The sequence below is a fragment of the Rhizobium sp. SVR5-2C genome (assembly GCF_056755115.1).
Genome location: NZ_JBNDHT010000004.1, coordinates 45,823 through 64,332, shown reverse-complemented (window position 1 = coordinate 64,332; position 18,510 = coordinate 45,823). Strand labels below are relative to the sequence as shown.

At 61.3% G+C, this 18,510-nt stretch carries 14 protein-coding genes and 1 pseudogene; 5 read left to right on the top strand and 10 right to left on the bottom strand.

From position 1 onward, the window contains the following. Window positions 1-4: 4 nt before the first annotated feature. Both ACPYOI_RS02160 and ACPYOI_RS02155 read right to left on the bottom strand, forming a co-directional pair. A complete protein-coding gene (locus tag ACPYOI_RS02160) occupies window positions 5-1,132 on the bottom strand; it encodes an FAD-dependent oxidoreductase (RefSeq protein WP_481422502.1) in 1,128 nt (375 codons plus the stop codon). Window positions 1,133-1,135: 3 nt separating this feature from the next. Continuing rightward, a complete protein-coding gene (locus ACPYOI_RS02155; protein ID WP_481414761.1) occupies window positions 1,136-1,741 on the bottom strand; it encodes an SCO family protein in 606 nt (201 codons plus the stop codon). A gap of 377 nt (window positions 1,742-2,118) precedes the next feature. Between ACPYOI_RS02155 and ACPYOI_RS02150 the strand changes: the two genes are divergently transcribed. Both ACPYOI_RS02150 and ACPYOI_RS02145 read left to right on the top strand, forming a co-directional pair. Next, window positions 2,119-4,083, top strand: a complete 1,965-nt coding sequence (locus tag ACPYOI_RS02150) for a methyl-accepting chemotaxis protein (RefSeq protein WP_481414762.1) — start codon at window positions 2,119-2,121, stop codon at window positions 4,081-4,083. 2 nt (window positions 4,084-4,085) lie between these two features. Continuing rightward, a complete protein-coding gene (locus ACPYOI_RS02145) occupies window positions 4,086-4,556 on the top strand; it encodes a chemotaxis protein CheW (RefSeq protein WP_168830703.1) in 471 nt (156 codons plus the stop codon). Window positions 4,557-4,621: 65 nt separating this feature from the next. Here ACPYOI_RS02145 and ACPYOI_RS02140 read toward each other — a convergent pair whose 3' ends face one another. The 3 genes from ACPYOI_RS02140 to ACPYOI_RS02130 all read right to left on the bottom strand — a co-directional run bounded on the left by ACPYOI_RS02140 (window position 4,622) and on the right by ACPYOI_RS02130 (window position 6,865). Then, a complete protein-coding gene (locus ACPYOI_RS02140) occupies window positions 4,622-5,611 on the bottom strand; it encodes an acetylxylan esterase (protein WP_481414763.1) in 990 nt (329 codons plus the stop codon). Between the two features lie 101 nt (window positions 5,612-5,712). Beyond that, complete coding sequence (locus ACPYOI_RS02135; RefSeq protein WP_481414764.1) at window positions 5,713-6,207, bottom strand: CreA family protein; 495 nt, start codon at window positions 6,205-6,207, stop codon at window positions 5,713-5,715. A gap of 67 nt (window positions 6,208-6,274) precedes the next feature. Continuing rightward, on the bottom strand, window positions 6,275-6,865 hold the full coding sequence (locus ACPYOI_RS02130) for a 3'-5' exonuclease (protein WP_481414765.1): 591 nt from the start codon (window positions 6,863-6,865) through the stop codon (window positions 6,275-6,277). A gap of 94 nt (window positions 6,866-6,959) precedes the next feature. Here ACPYOI_RS02130 and ACPYOI_RS02125 point away from each other — a divergent pair. Further along, a pseudogene (locus ACPYOI_RS02125) lies at window positions 6,960-7,118 on the top strand (GNAT family N-acetyltransferase); the annotation flags it as partial. 318 nt (window positions 7,119-7,436) lie between these two features. After that, the gene (locus ACPYOI_RS02120) at window positions 7,437-9,353 is read left to right on the top strand and encodes a methyl-accepting chemotaxis protein (RefSeq protein WP_481414766.1); all 1,917 of its coding nucleotides are present in this window, start codon (window positions 7,437-7,439) and stop codon (window positions 9,351-9,353) included. 127 nt (window positions 9,354-9,480) lie between these two features. Here the strand turns inward: ACPYOI_RS02120 and ligA are convergent, their stop codons facing one another. Beyond that, window positions 9,481-11,646 carry an NAD-dependent DNA ligase LigA gene (ligA, locus tag ACPYOI_RS02115; RefSeq protein ID WP_481414767.1) on the bottom strand — a complete coding sequence of 722 codons (2,166 nt, stop codon included), beginning with the start codon at window positions 11,644-11,646 and terminating at the stop codon, window positions 9,481-9,483. A gap of 169 nt (window positions 11,647-11,815) precedes the next feature. Here ligA and ACPYOI_RS02110 point away from each other — a divergent pair, with 169 nt between their 5' ends. Then, on the top strand, window positions 11,816-12,703 hold the full coding sequence (locus ACPYOI_RS02110) for an MBL fold metallo-hydrolase (protein WP_481414768.1): 888 nt from the start codon (window positions 11,816-11,818) through the stop codon (window positions 12,701-12,703). Window positions 12,704-12,706: 3 nt separating this feature from the next. Here ACPYOI_RS02110 and recN read toward each other — a convergent pair whose 3' ends face one another. From recN to ftsZ, 4 genes are all read right to left on the bottom strand, one after another. Then, window positions 12,707-14,380 carry a DNA repair protein RecN gene (gene recN / locus ACPYOI_RS02105; protein WP_481414769.1) on the bottom strand — a complete coding sequence of 558 codons (1,674 nt, stop codon included), beginning with the start codon at window positions 14,378-14,380 and terminating at the stop codon, window positions 12,707-12,709. Window positions 14,381-14,393: 13 nt separating this feature from the next. Next, on the bottom strand, window positions 14,394-15,263 hold the full coding sequence (locus ACPYOI_RS02100; protein ID WP_205927172.1) for an outer membrane protein assembly factor BamD: 870 nt from the start codon (window positions 15,261-15,263) through the stop codon (window positions 14,394-14,396). A gap of 261 nt (window positions 15,264-15,524) precedes the next feature. Next, window positions 15,525-16,481: a UDP-3-O-acyl-N-acetylglucosamine deacetylase gene (gene lpxC / locus ACPYOI_RS02095; protein ID WP_481414770.1), complete on the bottom strand. Its 957-nt coding sequence runs from the start codon at window positions 16,479-16,481 to the stop codon at window positions 15,525-15,527. A gap of 287 nt (window positions 16,482-16,768) precedes the next feature. Further along, window positions 16,769-18,472 (bottom strand): cell division protein FtsZ, encoded by a 1,704-nt coding sequence (gene ftsZ, locus ACPYOI_RS02090; RefSeq protein WP_481414771.1) that lies wholly within the window; start codon window positions 18,470-18,472, stop codon window positions 16,769-16,771. Between the last annotated feature and the right edge of the window lie 38 nt (window positions 18,473-18,510).

Below are 18,510 nucleotides of genomic sequence, written 5' to 3'. Positions count from 1 at the left end.
TTCCTTACTGGGCACCGTCGATCCAGGGCGGAGGCGGCGTATCATAACCGGCAATGCCGCGCAGCAGGCGGTTTGCAACAAATGGAATGCAAACGGCAATAGGAGAGAGAACATTGCGCAATCCTGTCACCACCGGATTACGCATCGTCACCAGCGACGTCAAAGCATAGGTTTGCTTCAGGACGGTTTTCACGGCGGGAATGCGCCGGCCGGAATATTCCCGCCCGCGACCTTCGGAGATCAGATAGGCAAGCCAGCAGGCATCCTCGATGCCGAGATTCATGCCGCGAGCGCCTGCGGGGGAATGAATGTGCGCAGCGTCGCCTGCAAGAAAGACATTGCCGACGGACATGCGATCGACATGGCGGAAATGGATACGGAAATTCGAAACCCAGACGGCCTCTCCTCCCGCAACAGGATGCTTGATCTTCCTCTCGAAATCCGGCAGCGTCGAAAGATAGCGGACAGTGTCCGACGACACCGGCAGGCGGCCGATCATGCCCGGATTGAAGAGATCGATCTCGACATAGTGTGGATCGATAGGTTCGGGATAGCGGTAGTCGGCAAGGTAGAAGCTGCTTTCCAGCGCCTCGCCCGGAAAGCCGATCTGCGCGGCCTTGCGCACGGCGGAATGTGCACCGTCCGCACCGATCAGAATATCCGGTTCAAGCTCCTCCGCGGATCCATCCGGACGGCGCAGCACCACATGCGGCTTCTCCATGCTGCCTTCAACGCGTTCCAGTACCGTCTGCCATTCCGGCTCGACCTCGTAGTCCGACAGTTTGCCGAGCAGTAGGCGCTCGGTATGCCCCTGCGCCAAGATCTGGATCGCGTGGAATTCTCCGGCCACCCTGCCGGGATCGAGTTCGAACAGCACACGCTCGCCCGATCGCGCCCGGAAACGGTCGACTCGATAGCTTTCCTGCAGGATGGCGTCGGTGACCCTGGAGGGAGAGAGAAGCGTCAGCGTGCGTGCATTGATGCCGAGCGCCCGGCTTTCCACTACCGGCACCGGTCCGGAATCGCTGTCGATGATGCGGGGCCTGTAGCCACGCCGCGCAAGCTCCAGAGCCGCGGTCAGGCCGGTTGCGCCCGCCCCGACGATCAGAATGTCACGATGTCCCCCCGGCATGGCTCATCCCTTGCTTATCAAATTCTCCAGCTTCTTTACCGCCGTGTCGGGGTTTTCGCCATAGGCGATCGTGCCTGCGAACCGGCCTTCGGAATCAAGGAGGAAGACTGACGCGGTGTGATCCATCGTGTAATCGCCATTCGGATTGTTCTCGTCGACCGGTACCTTCTTGGCGTAAACGCGGAAGCCCTTGATGACGTCGGCGATCTTGTCCGGCGGACCGGAAATGCCGGTAATGCGCTTGGAGACGTTCGAAACATACTGGTTGAGGACATCGGGTGTATCGCGCTCGGGATCTACCGTGACAAAATAGGCCTGCAGCTTGTCGCCCGCGGGGTCGACTTTTTCCATCCAGCCGCCGAGTTCGAACAGCGTGGTCGGGCAAACCTCAGGGCAATGCGTGAAGCCGAAGAAGAGCGCCGTCGGCTTGCCGCGGAACGCCTGCTCCGTGATCGGCTGCCCGTTCTGCGCAACGAGCGTAAACGGAACGCCGAACGGTCCCTCGGCCAGCGGCATGTCCTTCGTCTTGGTGATGTTCATCGTCAGCCAGCCGAGCATGGCCGCGACAACGACGACGGCAACCCAAACGGCAACACGGAAGTACTTCATGTCGGCAACCCCTGAAAGCATGCGGACGGCGCGATCCGCGACTGCGTGCCTGATATCTCTTCAGGACAATGCGCGCAATTCAACATCCCATTTTCTTACCAGTGATTAATTGCCACATGCTGCGCGCACCGCCACCACGGCAACGGCAATCAATTTCAAGCAGAAAAGATGTCTTTACAAATACTTGACAACTATCCGGCGCGCCAGCTCAACAAAAACATCGTTAGCAAAGACTTAAGCCGTAAATTCTATATTTGCTATGCGTTCGGCGTAACCTGCGCCGCCCCGACATGATGTCCGCGCCGTATCCGGGATACGGATGTTCGCATGCGACGAAACGATATCCGGCACATCTCACCAGCGCGGGGAAGCTTTCCATGACGAATGCAACGATACCTAAATCCCTGTCGGTGAGCCAAAGGCTCTGGACGCTTGCCGCCGCTGCTTTCCTGGGCTTCGGATCGATGCTGGGTGTGGGCTGGTTTGAGGGCGAGCGCGTCGACGGAGCACTGGACCGGGCAAACAGCATTCAGCGGCGCGTGGACAGTACCAACGAGATGCGCATGGCAAGCCTTACGCTCGTTCTCGCCGCTATGGACACGATAGTCGACCGGGCCGATCGCAAGGTCGATCCTGAGCGCCTGACGGCGATGTCGAGCTCGCTCGATCGGCTTGCCGGCGGCGCAGCAGAAATGGGCACGCTTGCGCAGGAACTGCGGGAAAACAGCCTGCTGACAAGTTACGACACTGACGTCGCTGCGCTGAAACAGGCAGTTGTGGTGGATCTGAAGGCCGCCGTCGAAACCGGCGCCCCAGACGATACATTCGCAAAGCTGGATGACGCCATCGACGCGGGCGGCGAAAAGTTGACGTCGACGCTCGACAAGCTGGCCCGGGACGGTACCACTGCTGCCCAGGCCAGCATCGATGAAGCGAGCACAATTTCTCATAGCGCGCTGCTGATCCAGATCGGGCTCGGCATCTTCGCCATAATAACGATGGCGATCCTCCAATATGTTCACGGCGGCTCAATCAGCCGCGGCATCGCTGCGGTACGCCAGAGCATGCAGCGCATCATGACCGGCGATCTGCAAACCGCCGTACCTGTGACCGAGCGCGGTGACGCGATCGGCGAGATGGCCCGAGCTGCAGAAAGCTTCCGTCTGGCGGCCATCGACAAGCAGAACCTTGAGGCGCAGACCGATAGCGAACGTCGCCAGAGCGATGCGGAACGCCGCGAGCGGGAAGCGGCAAAGCTCGCCGATGCCGAAGCCCTGAATGCCGCCGTCGATGCTTTGGGCCAAGGCTTGAACCGCCTTGCCGCGGGCGACGTGACAGTCGCCATCGCCCAGCCGTTCAAGGCGGAACTGGAGCGCCTGCGCAGCGATTTCAACCAGACGACGGCCATCCTGCGCAAGACGATGACCGATATCGCGCAGAACACCAGATCGATCCAGGCCAACAGCCAGCAGATGCGCGCAGCCGCGGACGACCTCGCCAAGCGCACCGAGCAGCAGGCCGCATCCCTGGAAGAGACATCAGCTGCACTCGAGCAGATCACGGCAACCGTGCGCAACGCCACGAGCCGTGCCGAGGAAGTCGGAAACATGGTTGCGCATACCCGCGAGAACACCGCGAAATCGGATCTGGTCGTCACCGATGCGATGGCCGCAATGGAGCGAATCGAAAGCGCCTCGCGGGAGATCGGCACGATCATCAACGTCATCGACGAGATCGCCTTCCAGACCAACCTCCTGGCGCTGAACGCCGGTGTCGAAGCAGCCCGCGCCGGCGAGGCCGGAAAGGGCTTTGCGGTTGTCGCTCAGGAAGTGCGCGAGCTTGCAGGGCGCGCGGCGGGCGCGGCCAAGGACATCAAGGCGCTGATCAGCAAATCCGGCACCGAAGTGAAGACCGGAGGTGAACTGGTGACGAAGGCCGGCGAAGCGCTGCGCCAAATCGGCGAAGATGTTTCGCGCATCGACGAGAATGTTAAATCAATCGTAACCGCTGCGCGCGAACAATCCACCGGACTGAACGAGATCAACACCGCCGTCAGCCAGATGGACCAAGCCACGCAGAAGAATGCGGCCATGGTCGAGGAGACGAATGCGGCAAGCCACACGCTTGCCACGGACGCCGACAATCTGATCAGGCTTGTCAGTCAGTTCCAGACCGGCGAAGGCATGAATGCCCGTCACACGCCGCGAGAAGCAACCGCCGCCTCGCATCCTAAACCTTCACCCGCACGGAGCCTGATCGGCAAGGTCGCGGGCGCATTCAATGGCGGCGCCGCCGCCAGAGCTGGGGCCGCTCCGGCCGGAGACAATTGGGAAGAATTCTGAGCATGACTAGCGCCATCATTACACAAACCGGATCTCACCTCGAAATCGTATCGTTCCACCTCGGCGAGCAGGAATTCTGCATCGACATCATGGCCATCCGCGAAATTCGCGGCTGGGCGCCGGTCACCCCGATGCCGCATACGCCGCCTTACGTGCTCGGCCTCATCAACCTGCGGGGCGCGGTGATCCCGGTCATCGACATGGCCTGCCGCCTCGGCATGAAGATGACGGAACCCTCCGAACGCTCGGCGATCATCGTTACCGATATCGCAGGCAAGCTGGTCGGCCTGCTGGTCGAACAGGTCTCCGACATGATGACCATCAAGAGCGAAGACCTGCAGCCCGCACCGGAAATCATCCCGGAAGCCCAGCGCGCCTTCTGCCGCGGCATCGTCGCGCTGGAAAAGACGATGGTCTGCTTCCTCAACCTCGACACCGTCATCGCCGACGAGCTGGCACGCGAAGCCGCCTGATCGGACCTGGATACTCGAAAGCCGCCTGCGCGACCGCGCCGGCGGCTTTGTGATTCGGATGGGCTCTAGCCCTCTCCGCCTATTCGCGGCTCATTGCTCCCGAAAAACCACCCGACCCTGTCCCGAAGAGCAGCCCCCTGCTCTGCGCTTCCAGGGTAGTCGAAATGACCGGCATCCAGGATGAAAACTTCGTTCAATTTCGACTTCGGCAGCGCATTCACCACCGCGAACTGGCAGGGCGGCGCCACGGCGGGATCGAAAAGGGCGACTGCCATGAGCATCGGCACCCTGATGCGGCTGGCGGCGCTTGCAGCGTCGAAGAAGCGCAGGACCTCCAACACCTCGCCATGCGTCTGCTGATAGGCCTGGACCGATTGCGCGCTGCCTACGGTCGGCAGGGCCAGCCAGAGCGGGCGGTGCCCGAAGGTCGGCACGACCAGATGGCCGCGGTCGATCCGGTCATCGAACGGGATGGCGAGAGCGCCGATGCCGCCACCGAAGCTGATGCCGCTGTAGCCGATGCGTCCAGCAAGCCCGGGATAGAGCGCAACGAGCACCGACACGGCGACCCACAGATCCTCCACGCAACCGCCGATGATATAGCTTTCCGGCTTGTCGATATCGTAAAGGACATGTCCGCTCGCATCCGGTGGGATCGGTGGCCGCGCGCTGCGCGACAGCCCGCGGGAACAGGGGAACAGCACGGCCGTCTCCTTCACCGGAAGGTCGAATTCCGGCTGGTCGCGCCCGCCATAGCCGTGTCCGACGACGAGGCCGCGCCGCACCGGACCGTTCCGGGGAAGAAGCAGCCAGCCGCCGATCGGGAAGGAACCGGTCGATTCATAGACGATATCGAAAACCTGCCAGTCGGGATGCCGCGCGTCGCTCTCGCGAAGCGACGGCTTGGGATCGACGGCGACCGCCCGACGATATCTTTCCCGCCAGAAATCGTCGAAGCCCGGCGGGGCCGCGGGCGGCTCGACGGACAGGAGATCCTCAAGCCGCATGCCGTAGGTCGGATCGAACGGGAAAGGGTGCTTCGTAGGAACGCTCATGCGACGCTTGTCCCGCGAAAAGCCAGGCAGCGCAACCCGGTCCTGAAATCCTTGTCCTTAAGAAAAAGCCGGGAAACCGTCAGCGACGCTGCCGCCCTTCATCATTGCGGCTTGCCGTTCTTCCAGATGACGTTCTGGCCATAGAGCGGGATGGTCGAAATCGACATCTTCGCCGAGCCGTCCGTCAATTCGCGGGAATGGGCGAGATAGATCAGCGTGTCGTTGGTCTTGTCGTAGATGCGGTTGACGACGAGCTTCTTCCAGATCAGTGACATGCCGGCCTTGAAGACCTCGTCACCGTCTTTCGACAGGTTGATGTCGCTGATTTCGATCGGTCCCGTCTGACGGCAGGCGATCGAATTGTTCGACGGATCCTCGAACCAATTACCGTTCTTCACGCGGTCGATGATGCTGCGATCGAAATAGGTGACGTGGCACGTCACGCCCTTCACTTCCGGATCGGGGATGGCATCGACAATGATGTCGTTCCCGGTCCAGTCGACTCCGACTTTACCGACGACTTCGGCGGAGGCGGCACCCGCGCCAAGCGCGGCAACGGACGCGGCCAAGAGAACAAGCTTGCGCAAAGTGGACATGGCGGCCTCCCTGAATAACCCGCTCCTCTAGATAAGTGCGGCGGCCGTCAAAACAAGAAAGCGAAGATCACGCCTTGCGGCAGGTGCAGGGTTCGTAGCCGCCGACGGTAAGCCTGCCGGGCTTCATGCCGATTGCCGCAGGAATGGCGTGTACGGCAGCGGCTTTGACTGCCCTTGCCATTTCGATCGCCGCATGCGCACAGACGGCGGCATCCTCCGCCGCATTGTGGTGGGCAAAGCGCAGGCCCAGATGCTCGGCAATCACGTTGAGCCTGTGCGACAGGAACTGCGGCCAGATGCGCTGAGCCATCTTCAGGCTGCAGAGATAGGTGAGCTCCGGATAGGACTGCCGGTAGAGATCGAGGCTCGCCCGCCAGACGCTGAAATCGAAGGCCGCATTGTGCGCGATCATCGTCGCGCCACGGAACTCGTCGTGGAACTCGTCCATGACCTCGGGAAATTCCGGCGCATCCTCGACATGCTCGGGGCGAATGCCGTGGATCGCGATGTTCATTCCCGAAAAGCGCATCTCCTTCGGGCGGATCAGGCGCTCCTCGACCCGCGTCACCCTGCCCTCCTCGATCCAGGCGAGTCCCACCGAGCAGGCGCTTGCGCGCTGCTCATTGGCCGTTTCGAAATCGATGGCGATGGTCTTCAAGAATGCGTCCGTGATTCGGTCTCTGCCAATAGGCTTAGCCTGCGGCTGCGGACAGGCAAACGCCGCACGTTGATTTTCGGAGCAGTATCAACAGGACATCAAGCGGCTGGAGCTGACCGTCTACACCGATAATGCAGCGGCCATCCGCCTCTGCGAGAAATTCGGCTTCGAGAAGGAAGGCCTGCTCAAGTCATTCGCCTATCGCGCCGGGGAATATGTCGACGCCTATACGATGGCGCGGATCAGGGCCTAGTCTCATGGTCTAACAGGCTTGAGAAGTAACCCACGGTTTCCGAAAGGAAGCCGTGGTAACGATCCGCCTTTGCTAATAAACGCAAAATGACGCGGATCGTACTTCTTTCTTCGGCGCACGGCACCGCAGGCTTCCGGCGCTATTTCTTGCCTACAACAGATAACAATTAATCTTAACTTTGATTTAAATGCTGAAATCTACGTTCGCCCTGCAGCCAGTCTTACCGATTGATGAAACGTCGGTTCCTCTCGCTAAAAACAACTTTTGCAACGTAGGATGACGGCGCCTTCGGCGTTTCGTTTTTCTTTGGGGGCTTGAATGAAACGTCCGAATATTAAGACCGCCATGACCGGTATCTTTGCCGTCTTTGCGGTCCTTTTTGCAATCACTGCGGTTGTATCGCTCAACGGTTTGAACACCTTGAATGAAAATACGCAGGACCAGGTAACTTCCATTCAGCCCAGCATCTCGCGCGCCAAGGACATCCAGATCGCCCGCTATTCGCTGCGCGGCTCCTACGGCGACTACGCGATGGGACGTTCGTCCGGCGACCCGGCCCTCTACCCCGACAAGATCGCCAAGAAGGAAGTCGAACTCACGGATGCGATCAAGGGCTACAAGGACCTGGTCAACAACGACGCCGAACGGGCCGCCTTCGACGAGGTCGAGGCTTCGGCCAACCAATATACGCAGACCGGTCAGGCGATGGTGGCTCTCATTAAGGCGGGCAAGGCCAAGGAAGGCCTAGCCTCTTTCGACAACGATCTCGGCCCGATCGCCGATGCGCTGTCTGCGAGCGTCGACAAGCTGGTCAAGCTGAACCAGCAGCAGTCCGACGAGGGCATCGTCGCCGCCCGCGATCAATACGTCCGGACGATGACCATGATCTACACGGTCCTCGCCATCGGCGCACTGATGGTTTGCGGCGGGACCTATTTCGGCATCTCGGGCATCGCAACCCCGATCACCCGCATCACCATGGCCATGCGCAATCTCGCCGACGGCGATACCGCCGCCGAAATTGCCAGCAAGGACCGCACCGACGAGATCGGCGAGATGGCAAACGCGGTCGAGATCTTCCGCCAGGCCGCCATTGCGAACAGACAGCTCCAGGCAGAGGCCGAGGTCAACCGGAACAAGGCGGAAGCGGAACGGAACCGCCTGATGTCGGACGCCGAAGAGGCCGCCCAGGTCAAGCTGCAGACGGCGACTGCCGGTCTCGCGGCGGGCTTGCGCCGCCTGGCCTCCGGCGATCTCGCCTTCCAGCTGAGCGAGCCTTTCGCTCCGGATTTCGAATCGCTTCGTCACGATCTCAACACGGCGGCCTCGCAGCTTGGCGATGCCCTGAGCGCAGTCTCCAATTCAGCGAACGCGATCGATGCCGGGACACAGGAGATCAGCCGCGGAGCGGACGATCTTTCCAAGCGCACGGAGCAGCAGGCCGCATCGCTCGAAGAAACTGCCGCCGCGCTGGACGAGATCACGGTCAACGTGTCGAATTCATCCAAGCGCACCGACGAGGCGCGTCAGGTCGCCGTTCAAGCCAACGAGAGTGCTGCCCAGTCGGGCAAGGTCGTCGCCAACGCCGTGGAGGCGATGGAGAAGATCGAGGACTCCTCCAACCAGATTTCCAGCATCATCGGCGTAATCGACGAGATCGCGTTCCAGACCAACCTTCTGGCGCTCAATGCCGGTGTCGAGGCTGCCCGCGCGGGCGAGGCCGGCAAGGGTTTTGCGGTCGTGGCCCAGGAAGTCCGCGAACTGGCGCAGCGTTCGGCGCAGGCCGCAAAGCAGATCAAGGACCTCATCCGCAATTCGAGCGCCGAGGTCGAAGTCGGCGTGAGGCTGGTTCGCGAAACAGGCGAAGCCCTTCAGAATATCGAAGGCCTGATCGTCACCATCAACCACCACATGAATGCGATCGCCACATCCTCCAAGGAACAGTCGACGGGCCTTTCGGAAGTCAATGCCGCCGTCAACCAGATGGACCAGGTGACCCAGCAAAACGCTGCCATGGTCGAAGAGACCAACGCGGCAAGCGCGACACTCGCCGCCGAAGCAGCCCGGATGCGCGAATTGATCGGCGGGTTTCAGCTGAGCGGCGGCATGGCCGCCGGCAGCCAGGTGAGCCGTCTGCGCCAGGCCTCAGCCGCAATGGCCAAACCTCAGGCCCGTTACGCCGCACCCGTCACCCACGGGAATGCTGCGGTCAAGCAGGAATGGTCCGAGTTCTAACGGCCGCTGGCCGAAAGCTCCAGGAAACGATGTTGGGGATGGCAGGAATGCCGTCCCCAATTCTTTTCGTCCTCCGCCGCGCCGAGTCGTCCCGCAGCACCCGGATGGAGATGCAGCGCTCCCGCGATCAGCCGCCGATCAGCGCCAGCCACTCGTCCTCGTCCATGGTCTGGACACCCAACTCGCGCGCCTTGTCGAGCTTGGAACCGGCGCCCGGTCCGGCCACGACATAGTCGGTCTTCTTCGAGACCGAGCCAGCCACCTTGGCGCCGAGGCTTTCCGCTCTTGCCTTCGCCTCGTCACGGGTGAATTTCTCCAGCGATCCGGTGAAGACAACGGTCTTGCCGGCGACAGGGCTGCCGGAGGCTGCGACTTGCTCGGCCGGTAGCGGCGTCCCGTCATTGAGTTCCGCAAGCAGAGCGGTAATCACTTCGACGTTGCGCGGTTCCTTGTAGAATTCGACGATGGCCCGAGCGACGATTTCGCCAATGCCTTCGATGGCGTTCAAGCCGTCCCAGGCATCGCCGGAAAGCGATGCGGCGTCCTTCATTGCCGTCGCAAAGGCTTGGTATGTGCCATAGGAGCGCGCGAGCAGCTTGGCCGTCGTCTCGCCGACATGGCGGATGCCGAGCGCGTAGATGAAGCGGTGAAGCGCGATCTCGCGCCGCTCATTGATGGCCGCGAAAAGCTTGCCGACGCTGACCTTGCCGAAGCCTTCAATATTCTCGAGTTTCGTCAGCGAATCCCGCTGGCGTCTTTCCAGGGTAAAGATCTCGGGCGCCGTGCGGATCTTCAGCGCCGGGTCCTCGCTCTCGAAGAAGAAGTCGATCTGCTTCGAACCGAGCCCTTCGATGTCGAAGGCGTTGCGCGAGACGAAATGCTTGAGATGCTCAGTCGCCTGCGCGCGGCATACGAAGCCGCCGGTGCAGCGGGTGACGGAATCGAGCTTTCCCGTTTTCTCGTTTCTTTCACGCACCGCATGGCTGCCGCAGACCGGGCATTTCTTCGGGAACTCGTAGGGCACTGCGTCGGCAGGCCGCTTTTCCATCACGACGTCGAGCACTTGCGGGATCACGTCGCCCGCCCGCTGCACGATCACCGTATCGCCGACCCGGATATCGTGCTCCATCTCGCGGATGGGCTCGCCGGAATTGCCCAGGCCCTTGATATAATCCTCGTTGTGCAAGGTCGCGTTGGTCACAACGACACCGCCGACGGTGATCGGCGTAAGCCGCGCGACCGGCGTCAATGCGCCCGTGCGTCCCACCTGGATCTCAATCTTCTCGACGGTGGTGAAAGCCTGCTCGGCCGGGAATTTATGCGCCGTCGCCCAGCGCGGGCTGCGCGAACGGAAGCCGAGGCGCCGCTGCAGTTCGAGGCTGTCGACCTTGTAAACGACACCGTCGATGTCGTAGTCGAGGTCGGGACGCAGCAGACCGATCTCGTCGTAGTGCGCAAGAATATCGGCGACCGAGTTCAGCCGCTTCATCAGCGGATTGATTGGAAAGCCCCATTCCTTGAACTTCTGCACCATGCCGAACTGCGTGTCGGATGGCATCTCCGACATCTCACCCCAGGCATAGGCGAAGAACTTCAGCTTACGGCTCGCCGTCACCTTGGCGTCGAGCTGGCGAAGCGACCCGGCAGCGGTGTTGCGCGGGTTGACGTAGGTCTGCTTGCCTTCCGCCTCCATCTGCTTGTTGAGCGCCAGGAAATCGCTCTTGGCCATATAGACCTCGCCGCGCACTTCGACGACGGCAGGCGCGCCCTTCGGCAGTTCGTTCGGGATTTCCTTGATGGTGCGGATATTGGCCGTGACGTTTTCACCGGTCGTGCCGTCCCCGCGCGTGGCCGCCGTCACCAGCTTGCCGTTCTCATAGCGGATCGACATGGAAAGGCCGTCGATCTTCGGCTCGGCGGTGAAGGCGATCGACTGGTCCGGCAGACGCCCGAGGAACCGGTAGACGCTGGCGACGAAATCCTGCACGTCCTCTTGCGAAAAGGTGTTGTCGAGCGACAGCATCGGACGCGCGTGGACAACCGGTGCGAAGGTGACCGACGGCGCAGCACCCACATGGCGAGAAGGACTGTCTTCGCGGATCAGCTCCGGAAACCGCGCCTCGATCGCGTCGTTGCGCCGCTTCAGCGCGTCATACTCGGCGTCCGAGATTTCCGGCTGGTCCTTGCCATGATAAAGCGCGTCGTGATGGGCGATCTCCCTTGCCAATCGCGCCAGTTCTGCGGCGGCCCCTTCGATCGTCAGATTTTCTATGGTTATCGGCTCGACTGACATTCAGATCACTCCGGAGAATCTTCAGAGGTTTTAGACGAATTGGCGAAAACGCAAAACCGGAAAGCGCAGAGCAGAAAAGTCGTCAGGTGCAACTGTTGCATTCACATCATGATAAACGGAAAAGCCAGACGGCTGCTCTGCAAATTCAGTCGTAACGAAGGATCGCCAAATGGCTGACATAACCTCCACACTCAGAATCTTCGAGCCATATCCGGGCCTGTTCGCCTACTACGACGGCCGCATCGAAGGCAGGCGCCTGCATTCCGACACGCCCAACTGGCTCGACGACGGGGCGTACTCGCTTGGCATTGCTTCCTATGCGATCGTCGACGGCAGCAGCGCGCTGGTCTATGACACCCACATGTCGCTACCGCATGCGCGGGCGATCCGGTCGCATCTCGAAGGGCTCGGCGTAACCTCGATCAGCGTCGTTCTCAGTCACTGGCATACGGACCATATCGCCGGAAACGAGGTCTTTGCCGATTGCGAGATCATCGCCCTGAGGCTGACTGCAGATGCGCTTGAACGAAACCGGGAGAAGCTTGAAACCGGTAATCCGCAAATCCGTCCCGTAGTGATGCCGAACCGGCTTTTCGAAGGGAGCCTCGCCCTTGATGTCGGGAAGCGTCGCGTCGAACTCCACCACTTCGATATTCACAGCGCGGACGGCAACATCATCTGGCTGCCGGAAGAGAACGTGGTTCTGGCCGGTGATACGCTGGAAGACACCATCACCTACATTTCCGAGCCGCAGCATATCGCCACGCATATCCGCGAACTCGCCCGCATGCGGGAGTGGCCGATCCATCGAATCCTGCCGAATCACGGTGACCCGGCGCGCATCGCCAGCGGCGGCTACCCACCTGCCCTCATCGACGCAAATCGGCGCTATCTGGAGCGGTTGAGCAATCCCTCCGAGCGAGAGAAGGCGGAGGCGACATCCCTGAAGGAGTTCCTTGCAGACGATCTGGCATCAGGGATCGTTCTCTATTTCGAACCCTACGAGGCGATTCATCGCAAGAACATCGCTGACATCAAATCCGCCGGACAGTCCTGAAGCTTAGTCCGCAGCCGCGAGCAGACGCGCGGCTGCCGCCCGCGCCTCCTCGGTGACAGAAGCGCCTGCAAGCATGCGTGCGATTTCTTCGGTCCTGTCTTTTTGCGCCATGGTGGCAACGCGGGTCGCGATCTTTTCCGACTCGCCCGGAATGGGACCCTTCGAGATGAGAAGATGGGTGGCAGCCCGCGCGGCAACCTGCGGCGCATGGGTGACCGAAAGCACCTGTACACGCTTGGAGAGCCGCTTCAGGCGCTGGCCGATAGCATCGGCAACGGCGCCGCCGACTCCGGTGTCGATTTCGTCAAAGACAAGCGTCGGCGCCGAACCGCGATCGGCGAGCGCCACCTTCAGCGCCAGCAGGAAGCGCGAGAGCTCACCGCCCGATGCCACCTTCATGATCGAGCCCGGACGCGTGCCCGGATTCGTCTGAACGTGAAACTCGACGACATCGATGCCCTCGGCGGTCGGTTCCGCGGCATCGGTCGTAATCTCGACCATGAAGCGGGCGCGCTCCAGCTTCAGCGCCGGAAGCTCGGCCATGACGGCGGCAGCAAGCGCCTCGCCTGCATGGTGACGCTTGTCCGAGAGCGAGCGGGCGGCGGCATCGTAATTGGCCTTGGCGATGCCCACTTCGGCGTCAAGTTTGACGAGCTTTTCCTCGCCGGCATCAAGATCGGCCAACTCGGTAATCATACGCACGGCGAGCGCCGGAAGCTCGGTCACAGGCACCGAATACTTGCGGGACGCAGCGCGCAGCGCGAAGAGGCGCTCCTCGACGCGCTCAAGTTCCTTCGGGTCGTATTCCGTCTTGCGCAGAGCCGCCTCTACTTCCATCTGCGCGTTGGAAAGCTGATCCAGCGCCGCGTCGAGCAGCGCCACGGTGTCTTCCAGCAGTCCGGGCGCCTCATGGCTCTTCCGCTCCAGCCGGCGCACCAATGAAGCGATATGCGGCACGGGAGAAGCGTTGCCATTCAGAAATTCGGAGGCTTCGGCAATGTCGCCGGCAATCCGCTCCGCCTTCATCATCTTCTGGCGGCGGTCGGCAAGCTCATCCTCTTCGCCATCCTGCGGCGAAAGCTTTTCCAGCTCATCGACGGAGGAGCGGAGATAATCGGCTTCGCGCGCCGCGTTCTCCACCTTCTCGCGATGCTTTTTCAGCGTTTTCTCGGCATCGCGCCAGATGCGGTAAAGCTCGGACACAGAAGCCGCATCCTCGTTGATACCGGCGAAGGCATCGAGCAGAAGGCGGTGGGCATGGGTGTCGACGAGCGCGCGGTCATCGTGCTGCCCGTGGATTTCAACGAGCATCTGGCCGGCCTGGCGCATCAACTGCACGCTGACCGGCTGATCGTTGACATAGGCCTTGGTGCGGCCGTCGGCGGATTGCTGACGACGGAAGATCAGATCGCCTTCGTCGTCGATGCCGTTCTCGCGCAGAAGCTTGCGGGCGCCGTGATCCATGCCGACATCGAAGACGGCCGTCACCTGCCCCTTGTCCTCCCCATGGCGCACAAGGCCGCCATCGCCGCGCCCGCCGAGTGCAAGCGAAAGACTGTCGAGCAGGATGGACTTGCCAGCGCCGGTCTCACCCGTCAGAACCGAAAGACCGGTTTCGAAGGCGAGATCCAGCCGCTCGATCAGGACGATATCGCGGATCGAAAGCTGGATCAGCATTGCGTTTCAGGCCTCACGTGCCGAGCAGGAGTTTCTTGCCTGCAGCAGCGATCCAGGAACCCGGGTTTTCGCGCGGCTCGGTACCACCGTTCTTCAAAAGCTTGAAGGAGTCTGCGTACCACTGGCTATCCGGATAGTTGTGACCGAGAACAGCGGCCGCCGTCTGCGCCTCTTCCACGATACCCATCGCGTAGTAGGCCTCGACCAGACGCGCCAGCGCTTCTTCGATCTGATTCGTGTTCGGATACTTCTCGACCACGATACGGAAGCGGGAGATAGCCGCAAGATATTCCTTGCGCTCAAGGTAATACCGGCCGATCTGCATCTCCTTGCCGGCGAGTTGGTCTCGAGCGAAGCGGATCTTCGCCTGCGCATCGTCGACGTATTCGGAGTCCGGATAATTGTCGACGACGGCCTGCATGGCTTCGATGGTCTTGCTGGATGCCCGTTGATCTTGCGTCACGTCGGAAATCTGCTTCGAATAGCTGAGGCCGATCAGGTACTGAACATAGGCTGCATCTTCGGACTTCGGGTACTGCGCCATATAGCGGTTGCCCGAAGCCAGCGCATCGTCGATCTTGCCCTGGCGGTATTTGACGAAGGTGCTCATGACGAGAGCCTTGCGCGCCCATTCGGAGAACGGGTTCTCGCGGTCGATCGCGTCGAATTTCCGTGACGCCTCGACCATGTTGCCCGCCTTCATGTTGGCAAGCGCCTGGTTGTAGAGGACATCCGGCGGATCGTTGTTGACGCCGAGCTTGGTGATGTCGATATCGGGGTCCGATGTGCAACCGGAAATCAGGGCGCCTGCACTCAGAACCACGAGCGATGCGAGCAAAGCGCGCGCTGTCTTCATCATACCTTCAGACCTTGCATAACCCATAAAAGAATCCCAAGTGCCGCTATCCACCCCGCGGCAGCCACGCCCTCGCGGCGTTTCTAGCCACAAATATGCGGCAAGAGCAACGCAATGATGAGGCATTAACGCATTTTTGTGGCAGTAGGCGGCAGAATACCTCGGTTTTTGTCTTTAATTGCGCGTTTTGCACTTAAACATATGCTGGAGAACATTTATTCGCTGTCGAATGCCCATAGAAAAACCGCCCCTCGAAGGGGCGGCCTGGCCTAAATTTCGGTTTGGAGGTCATGCCGACCAGGGAGCGAATCCGGGTGCGTTGACCGCGATGAAATCGCGGGGCGCCGTGCGTGGGCGTGTAGCGGATGTCTCGACAACTTCATAGGCCGTCGGATCACTGAGCAGGGCTTTCAAAGCATTGGCATTCATCTTGTGGCCGCCGCGATAGGAGCGGTAGCAGCCGATGAACGGAGCCCCAGCAAGCGCCAGGTCGCCGACGGCATCGAGCGTCTTGTGACGCACGAACTCGTCCTTTGCGTAGCGCAGGCCTTCGACGTTGACGACGGTATTGTCGTCGGAAATGACGACGGAATTCTCCAGCGACGAACCGAGCGCATGACCGGAGGCCCAGAGACGTTCCACGTCACGCATGAAGCCGAAGGTGCGCGCGCGCGCAAGCTCGGACTTGAATCTCGCGGCAGTCAGGTCGCCTTCCCATTTCTGGCGGCCGATCAGCGGGCAGTCGAAATCGATCTCTACTTCGAAACGGGTACCGTCATACGGGCGGAATTCGCTCCAGGAGCCGCCGTGCTCGATGCGGACCGGTTTGGTGATGCGGATATAGCGGCGCTTCACACCCTGCGAGACGAGGCTGACCTGCTCGATCGCTTCGATGAAGGGCATCGAGCTGCCGTCCATGATCGGCATTTCGGCGCCATCGACTTCGATCAGGACGTTGTCGAGGCCAAGCGCATAGACTGCTGCCATGACATGTTCGATCGTCGCAACCGAATGCGCCGGCGAAAAGCCGAGGACAGTGCAGAGATCAGTGTTACCGACCTGAGAGGAGACTGCACGCAGTTCGGTAGCGCTACCGTCTTTATGAACACGCTGGAAAACGACGCCGGTATCGACTTCAGCCGGGTTGAAAGTAATGGAGACTTCCGCGCCGGAATGGACGCCGATGCCCGAAAGCGTCACCGGGCGCGAAACCGTCGTCTGGAAGCCAAGCATGCCAATAACCATAAATATCTGCCTTTATTGCCCTTGCGGTCCCTAGCGCCAAAAGCACGGAAAGCAAACCGCCAAGTAATCTTGCCCACCGCCGAATTGTCGCCATGAAGCAGCGAGGCACGGTGGCCGGGCTCCATACATACGTGTGACAGGGCTGCAATCCAAATCACTGTTCGTTTCGCTTTGTTACGAAACATCCGCTTGAATTGCTTCGGAAAATATGCGGTTTCGTGCCGCTTTGAAACGCCTGTGCCCGGGACTGTTATCCCGGGCACATCCGTGGCGATTCGGTGGCGCGCTTAGTTCGACTGGCGGCGCAGGAATGCAGGAATTTCGAGCTGGTCGTCTTCCTGCACCATGCGGGCTTGCGGAACGGCGCGGCCCTGATCGTCGAGATTCCCGCGGCGCGGTGCATAAAGGCTCGCCTCCGGCGAAAGCGGGCGGCGCTGCTGCGAAGCGGCGGCTGGCGCTGCCGTCATCTCCGTGGCGACCTCTTCCTCGCGGCGGCCAAGCGAATTGGTGATTCGCTTCAGCAGGCCCATCGGGCCACGCTCCTCATGTGCCTGGGGAGCGGCCGGTTGGGTGCGGCGGTCAATCTCGGCCTGAACGACCGGCGGGAAGTCCTCGACCTTCGGCATGCGGACCGGCTGCATGACAGCAGACTCCTGGCGAATCGGCTGCTGCATGACCGGCTGCGGAGCCGGCTGGCTCATGACCGGTGCCGGAGCGTGCTGCACGGGAGCCGGGCGAGCGGCCGGGACTTCCGGAGCGGCTGCGAAGATGCGGCTCTGCGGGCGGAAGGCTTCTTGAGCAGCAGGCTGCTGTACCGGCGCTGCCTGACGCGGAGCTGGCATCTCGAGCTCGCGCTCCATATCGGCTTCCGCCATGCGGATGGCCTGCGCGATCGTGTCGACCGGCTTCGGTGCCTGCATAACTGGCGCAGGCTGAACTGCGGCCGGTGCCGGAGCAGCGGCCGCGGAGGGACGGATAGCCGGCTTGGCGGCAGGCTGGAAGGTCTTGGCCGCCTGCTGGTTGAGCGCACGGTCGATACCGGTTGCGACAACGGAGACGCGGATGATGCCTTCCAGCGATTCGTCGAAGGTCGCGCCGAGGATGATGTTGGCATCCGGATCGACTTCTTCGCGGATGCGCGTCGCAGCTTCGTCGACTTCGAAGAGCGTCAGGTCGCGGCCACCGGTGATGGAGATCAGGAGACCCTGAGCACCCTTCATCGAGGTTTCGTCCAGCAGCGGGTTGGCGATCGCGGCTTCCGCAGCCTGCATCGCACGACCCTGGCCGGAAGCTTCGCCGGTGCCCATCATCGCACGGCCCATTTCGCGCATGACCGAGCGGACGTCTGCGAAGTCGAGGTTGATGAGACCTTCCTTGACCATCAGATCCGTGATGCAGGCAACGCCCGAATAGAGAACCTGGTCGGCCATCGCGAACGCGTCGGCGAAGGTCGTCTTGTCGTTTGCGATGCGGAAGAGGTTCTGATTCGGAATGACGATCAGCGTATCGACCGACTTCTGCAGTTCCTCGATGCCCGCTTCGGCGAGCCGCATGCGGCGGCCGCCTTCGAAGTGGAACGGCTTGGTGACGACGCCGACGGTCAGGATGCCCTTGTTGCGGGCCGCCTGAGCAACGACCGGAGCCGCGCCCGTGCCCGTGCCGCCGCCCATGCCGGCAGTGACAAAGCACATGTGCGTGCCGTTGAGGTGGTCGATGATTTCATCGATGCACTCTTCCGCGGCTGCGCGGCCGACCTCCGGCTGCGATCCGGCACCCAGGCCTTCGGTAACACTAGCACCGAGCTGGATGATGCGTTCGGCCTTCGTCATCATCAGCGCCTGGGCATCGGTATTGGCGACAACAAAGTCGACGCCCTGGAGCCCGGCGGAGATCATGTTGTTGACAGCGTTGCCGCCGCCGCCACCGACACCGAATACGGTGATGCGCGGCTTCAGCTCTGTGATGTCAGGCTTTTGCAGCTTGATAGTCATGTTACCAGTTCCTTCTCTCTATGGCCGCATCGCCACGC

What these genes read in the sequence shown, in the direction of transcription:
- ACPYOI_RS02160 (WP_481422502.1), bottom strand. Translation starts at nt 1,132, where the DNA reads ATGCCGGGGGGACATCGTGACATTCTGATCGTCGGGGCGGGCGCAACC.
- ACPYOI_RS02155 (WP_481414761.1), bottom strand. Translation starts at nt 1,741, where the DNA reads ATGAAGTACTTCCGTGTTGCCGTTTGGGTTGCCGTCGTCGTTGTCGCG.
- ACPYOI_RS02150 (WP_481414762.1), top strand. Translation starts at nt 2,119, where the DNA reads ATGACGAATGCAACGATACCTAAATCCCTGTCGGTGAGCCAAAGGCTC.
- ACPYOI_RS02145 (WP_168830703.1), top strand. Translation starts at nt 4,086, where the DNA reads ATGACTAGCGCCATCATTACACAAACCGGATCTCACCTCGAAATCGTA.
- ACPYOI_RS02140 (WP_481414763.1), bottom strand. Translation starts at nt 5,611, where the DNA reads ATGAGCGTTCCTACGAAGCACCCTTTCCCGTTCGATCCGACCTACGGC.
- ACPYOI_RS02135 (WP_481414764.1), bottom strand. Translation starts at nt 6,207, where the DNA reads ATGTCCACTTTGCGCAAGCTTGTTCTCTTGGCCGCGTCCGTTGCCGCG.
- ACPYOI_RS02120 (WP_481414766.1), top strand. Translation starts at nt 7,437, where the DNA reads ATGAAACGTCCGAATATTAAGACCGCCATGACCGGTATCTTTGCCGTC.
- ligA (WP_481414767.1), bottom strand. Translation starts at nt 11,646, where the DNA reads ATGTCAGTCGAGCCGATAACCATAGAAAATCTGACGATCGAAGGGGCC.
- ACPYOI_RS02110 (WP_481414768.1), top strand. Translation starts at nt 11,816, where the DNA reads ATGGCTGACATAACCTCCACACTCAGAATCTTCGAGCCATATCCGGGC.
- recN (WP_481414769.1), bottom strand. Translation starts at nt 14,380, where the DNA reads ATGCTGATCCAGCTTTCGATCCGCGATATCGTCCTGATCGAGCGGCTG.
- ACPYOI_RS02100 (WP_205927172.1), bottom strand. Translation starts at nt 15,263, where the DNA reads ATGGGTTATGCAAGGTCTGAAGGTATGATGAAGACAGCGCGCGCTTTG.
- lpxC (WP_481414770.1), bottom strand. Translation starts at nt 16,481, where the DNA reads ATGGTTATTGGCATGCTTGGCTTCCAGACGACGGTTTCGCGCCCGGTG.
- ftsZ (WP_481414771.1), bottom strand. Translation starts at nt 18,472, where the DNA reads ATGACTATCAAGCTGCAAAAGCCTGACATCACAGAGCTGAAGCCGCGC.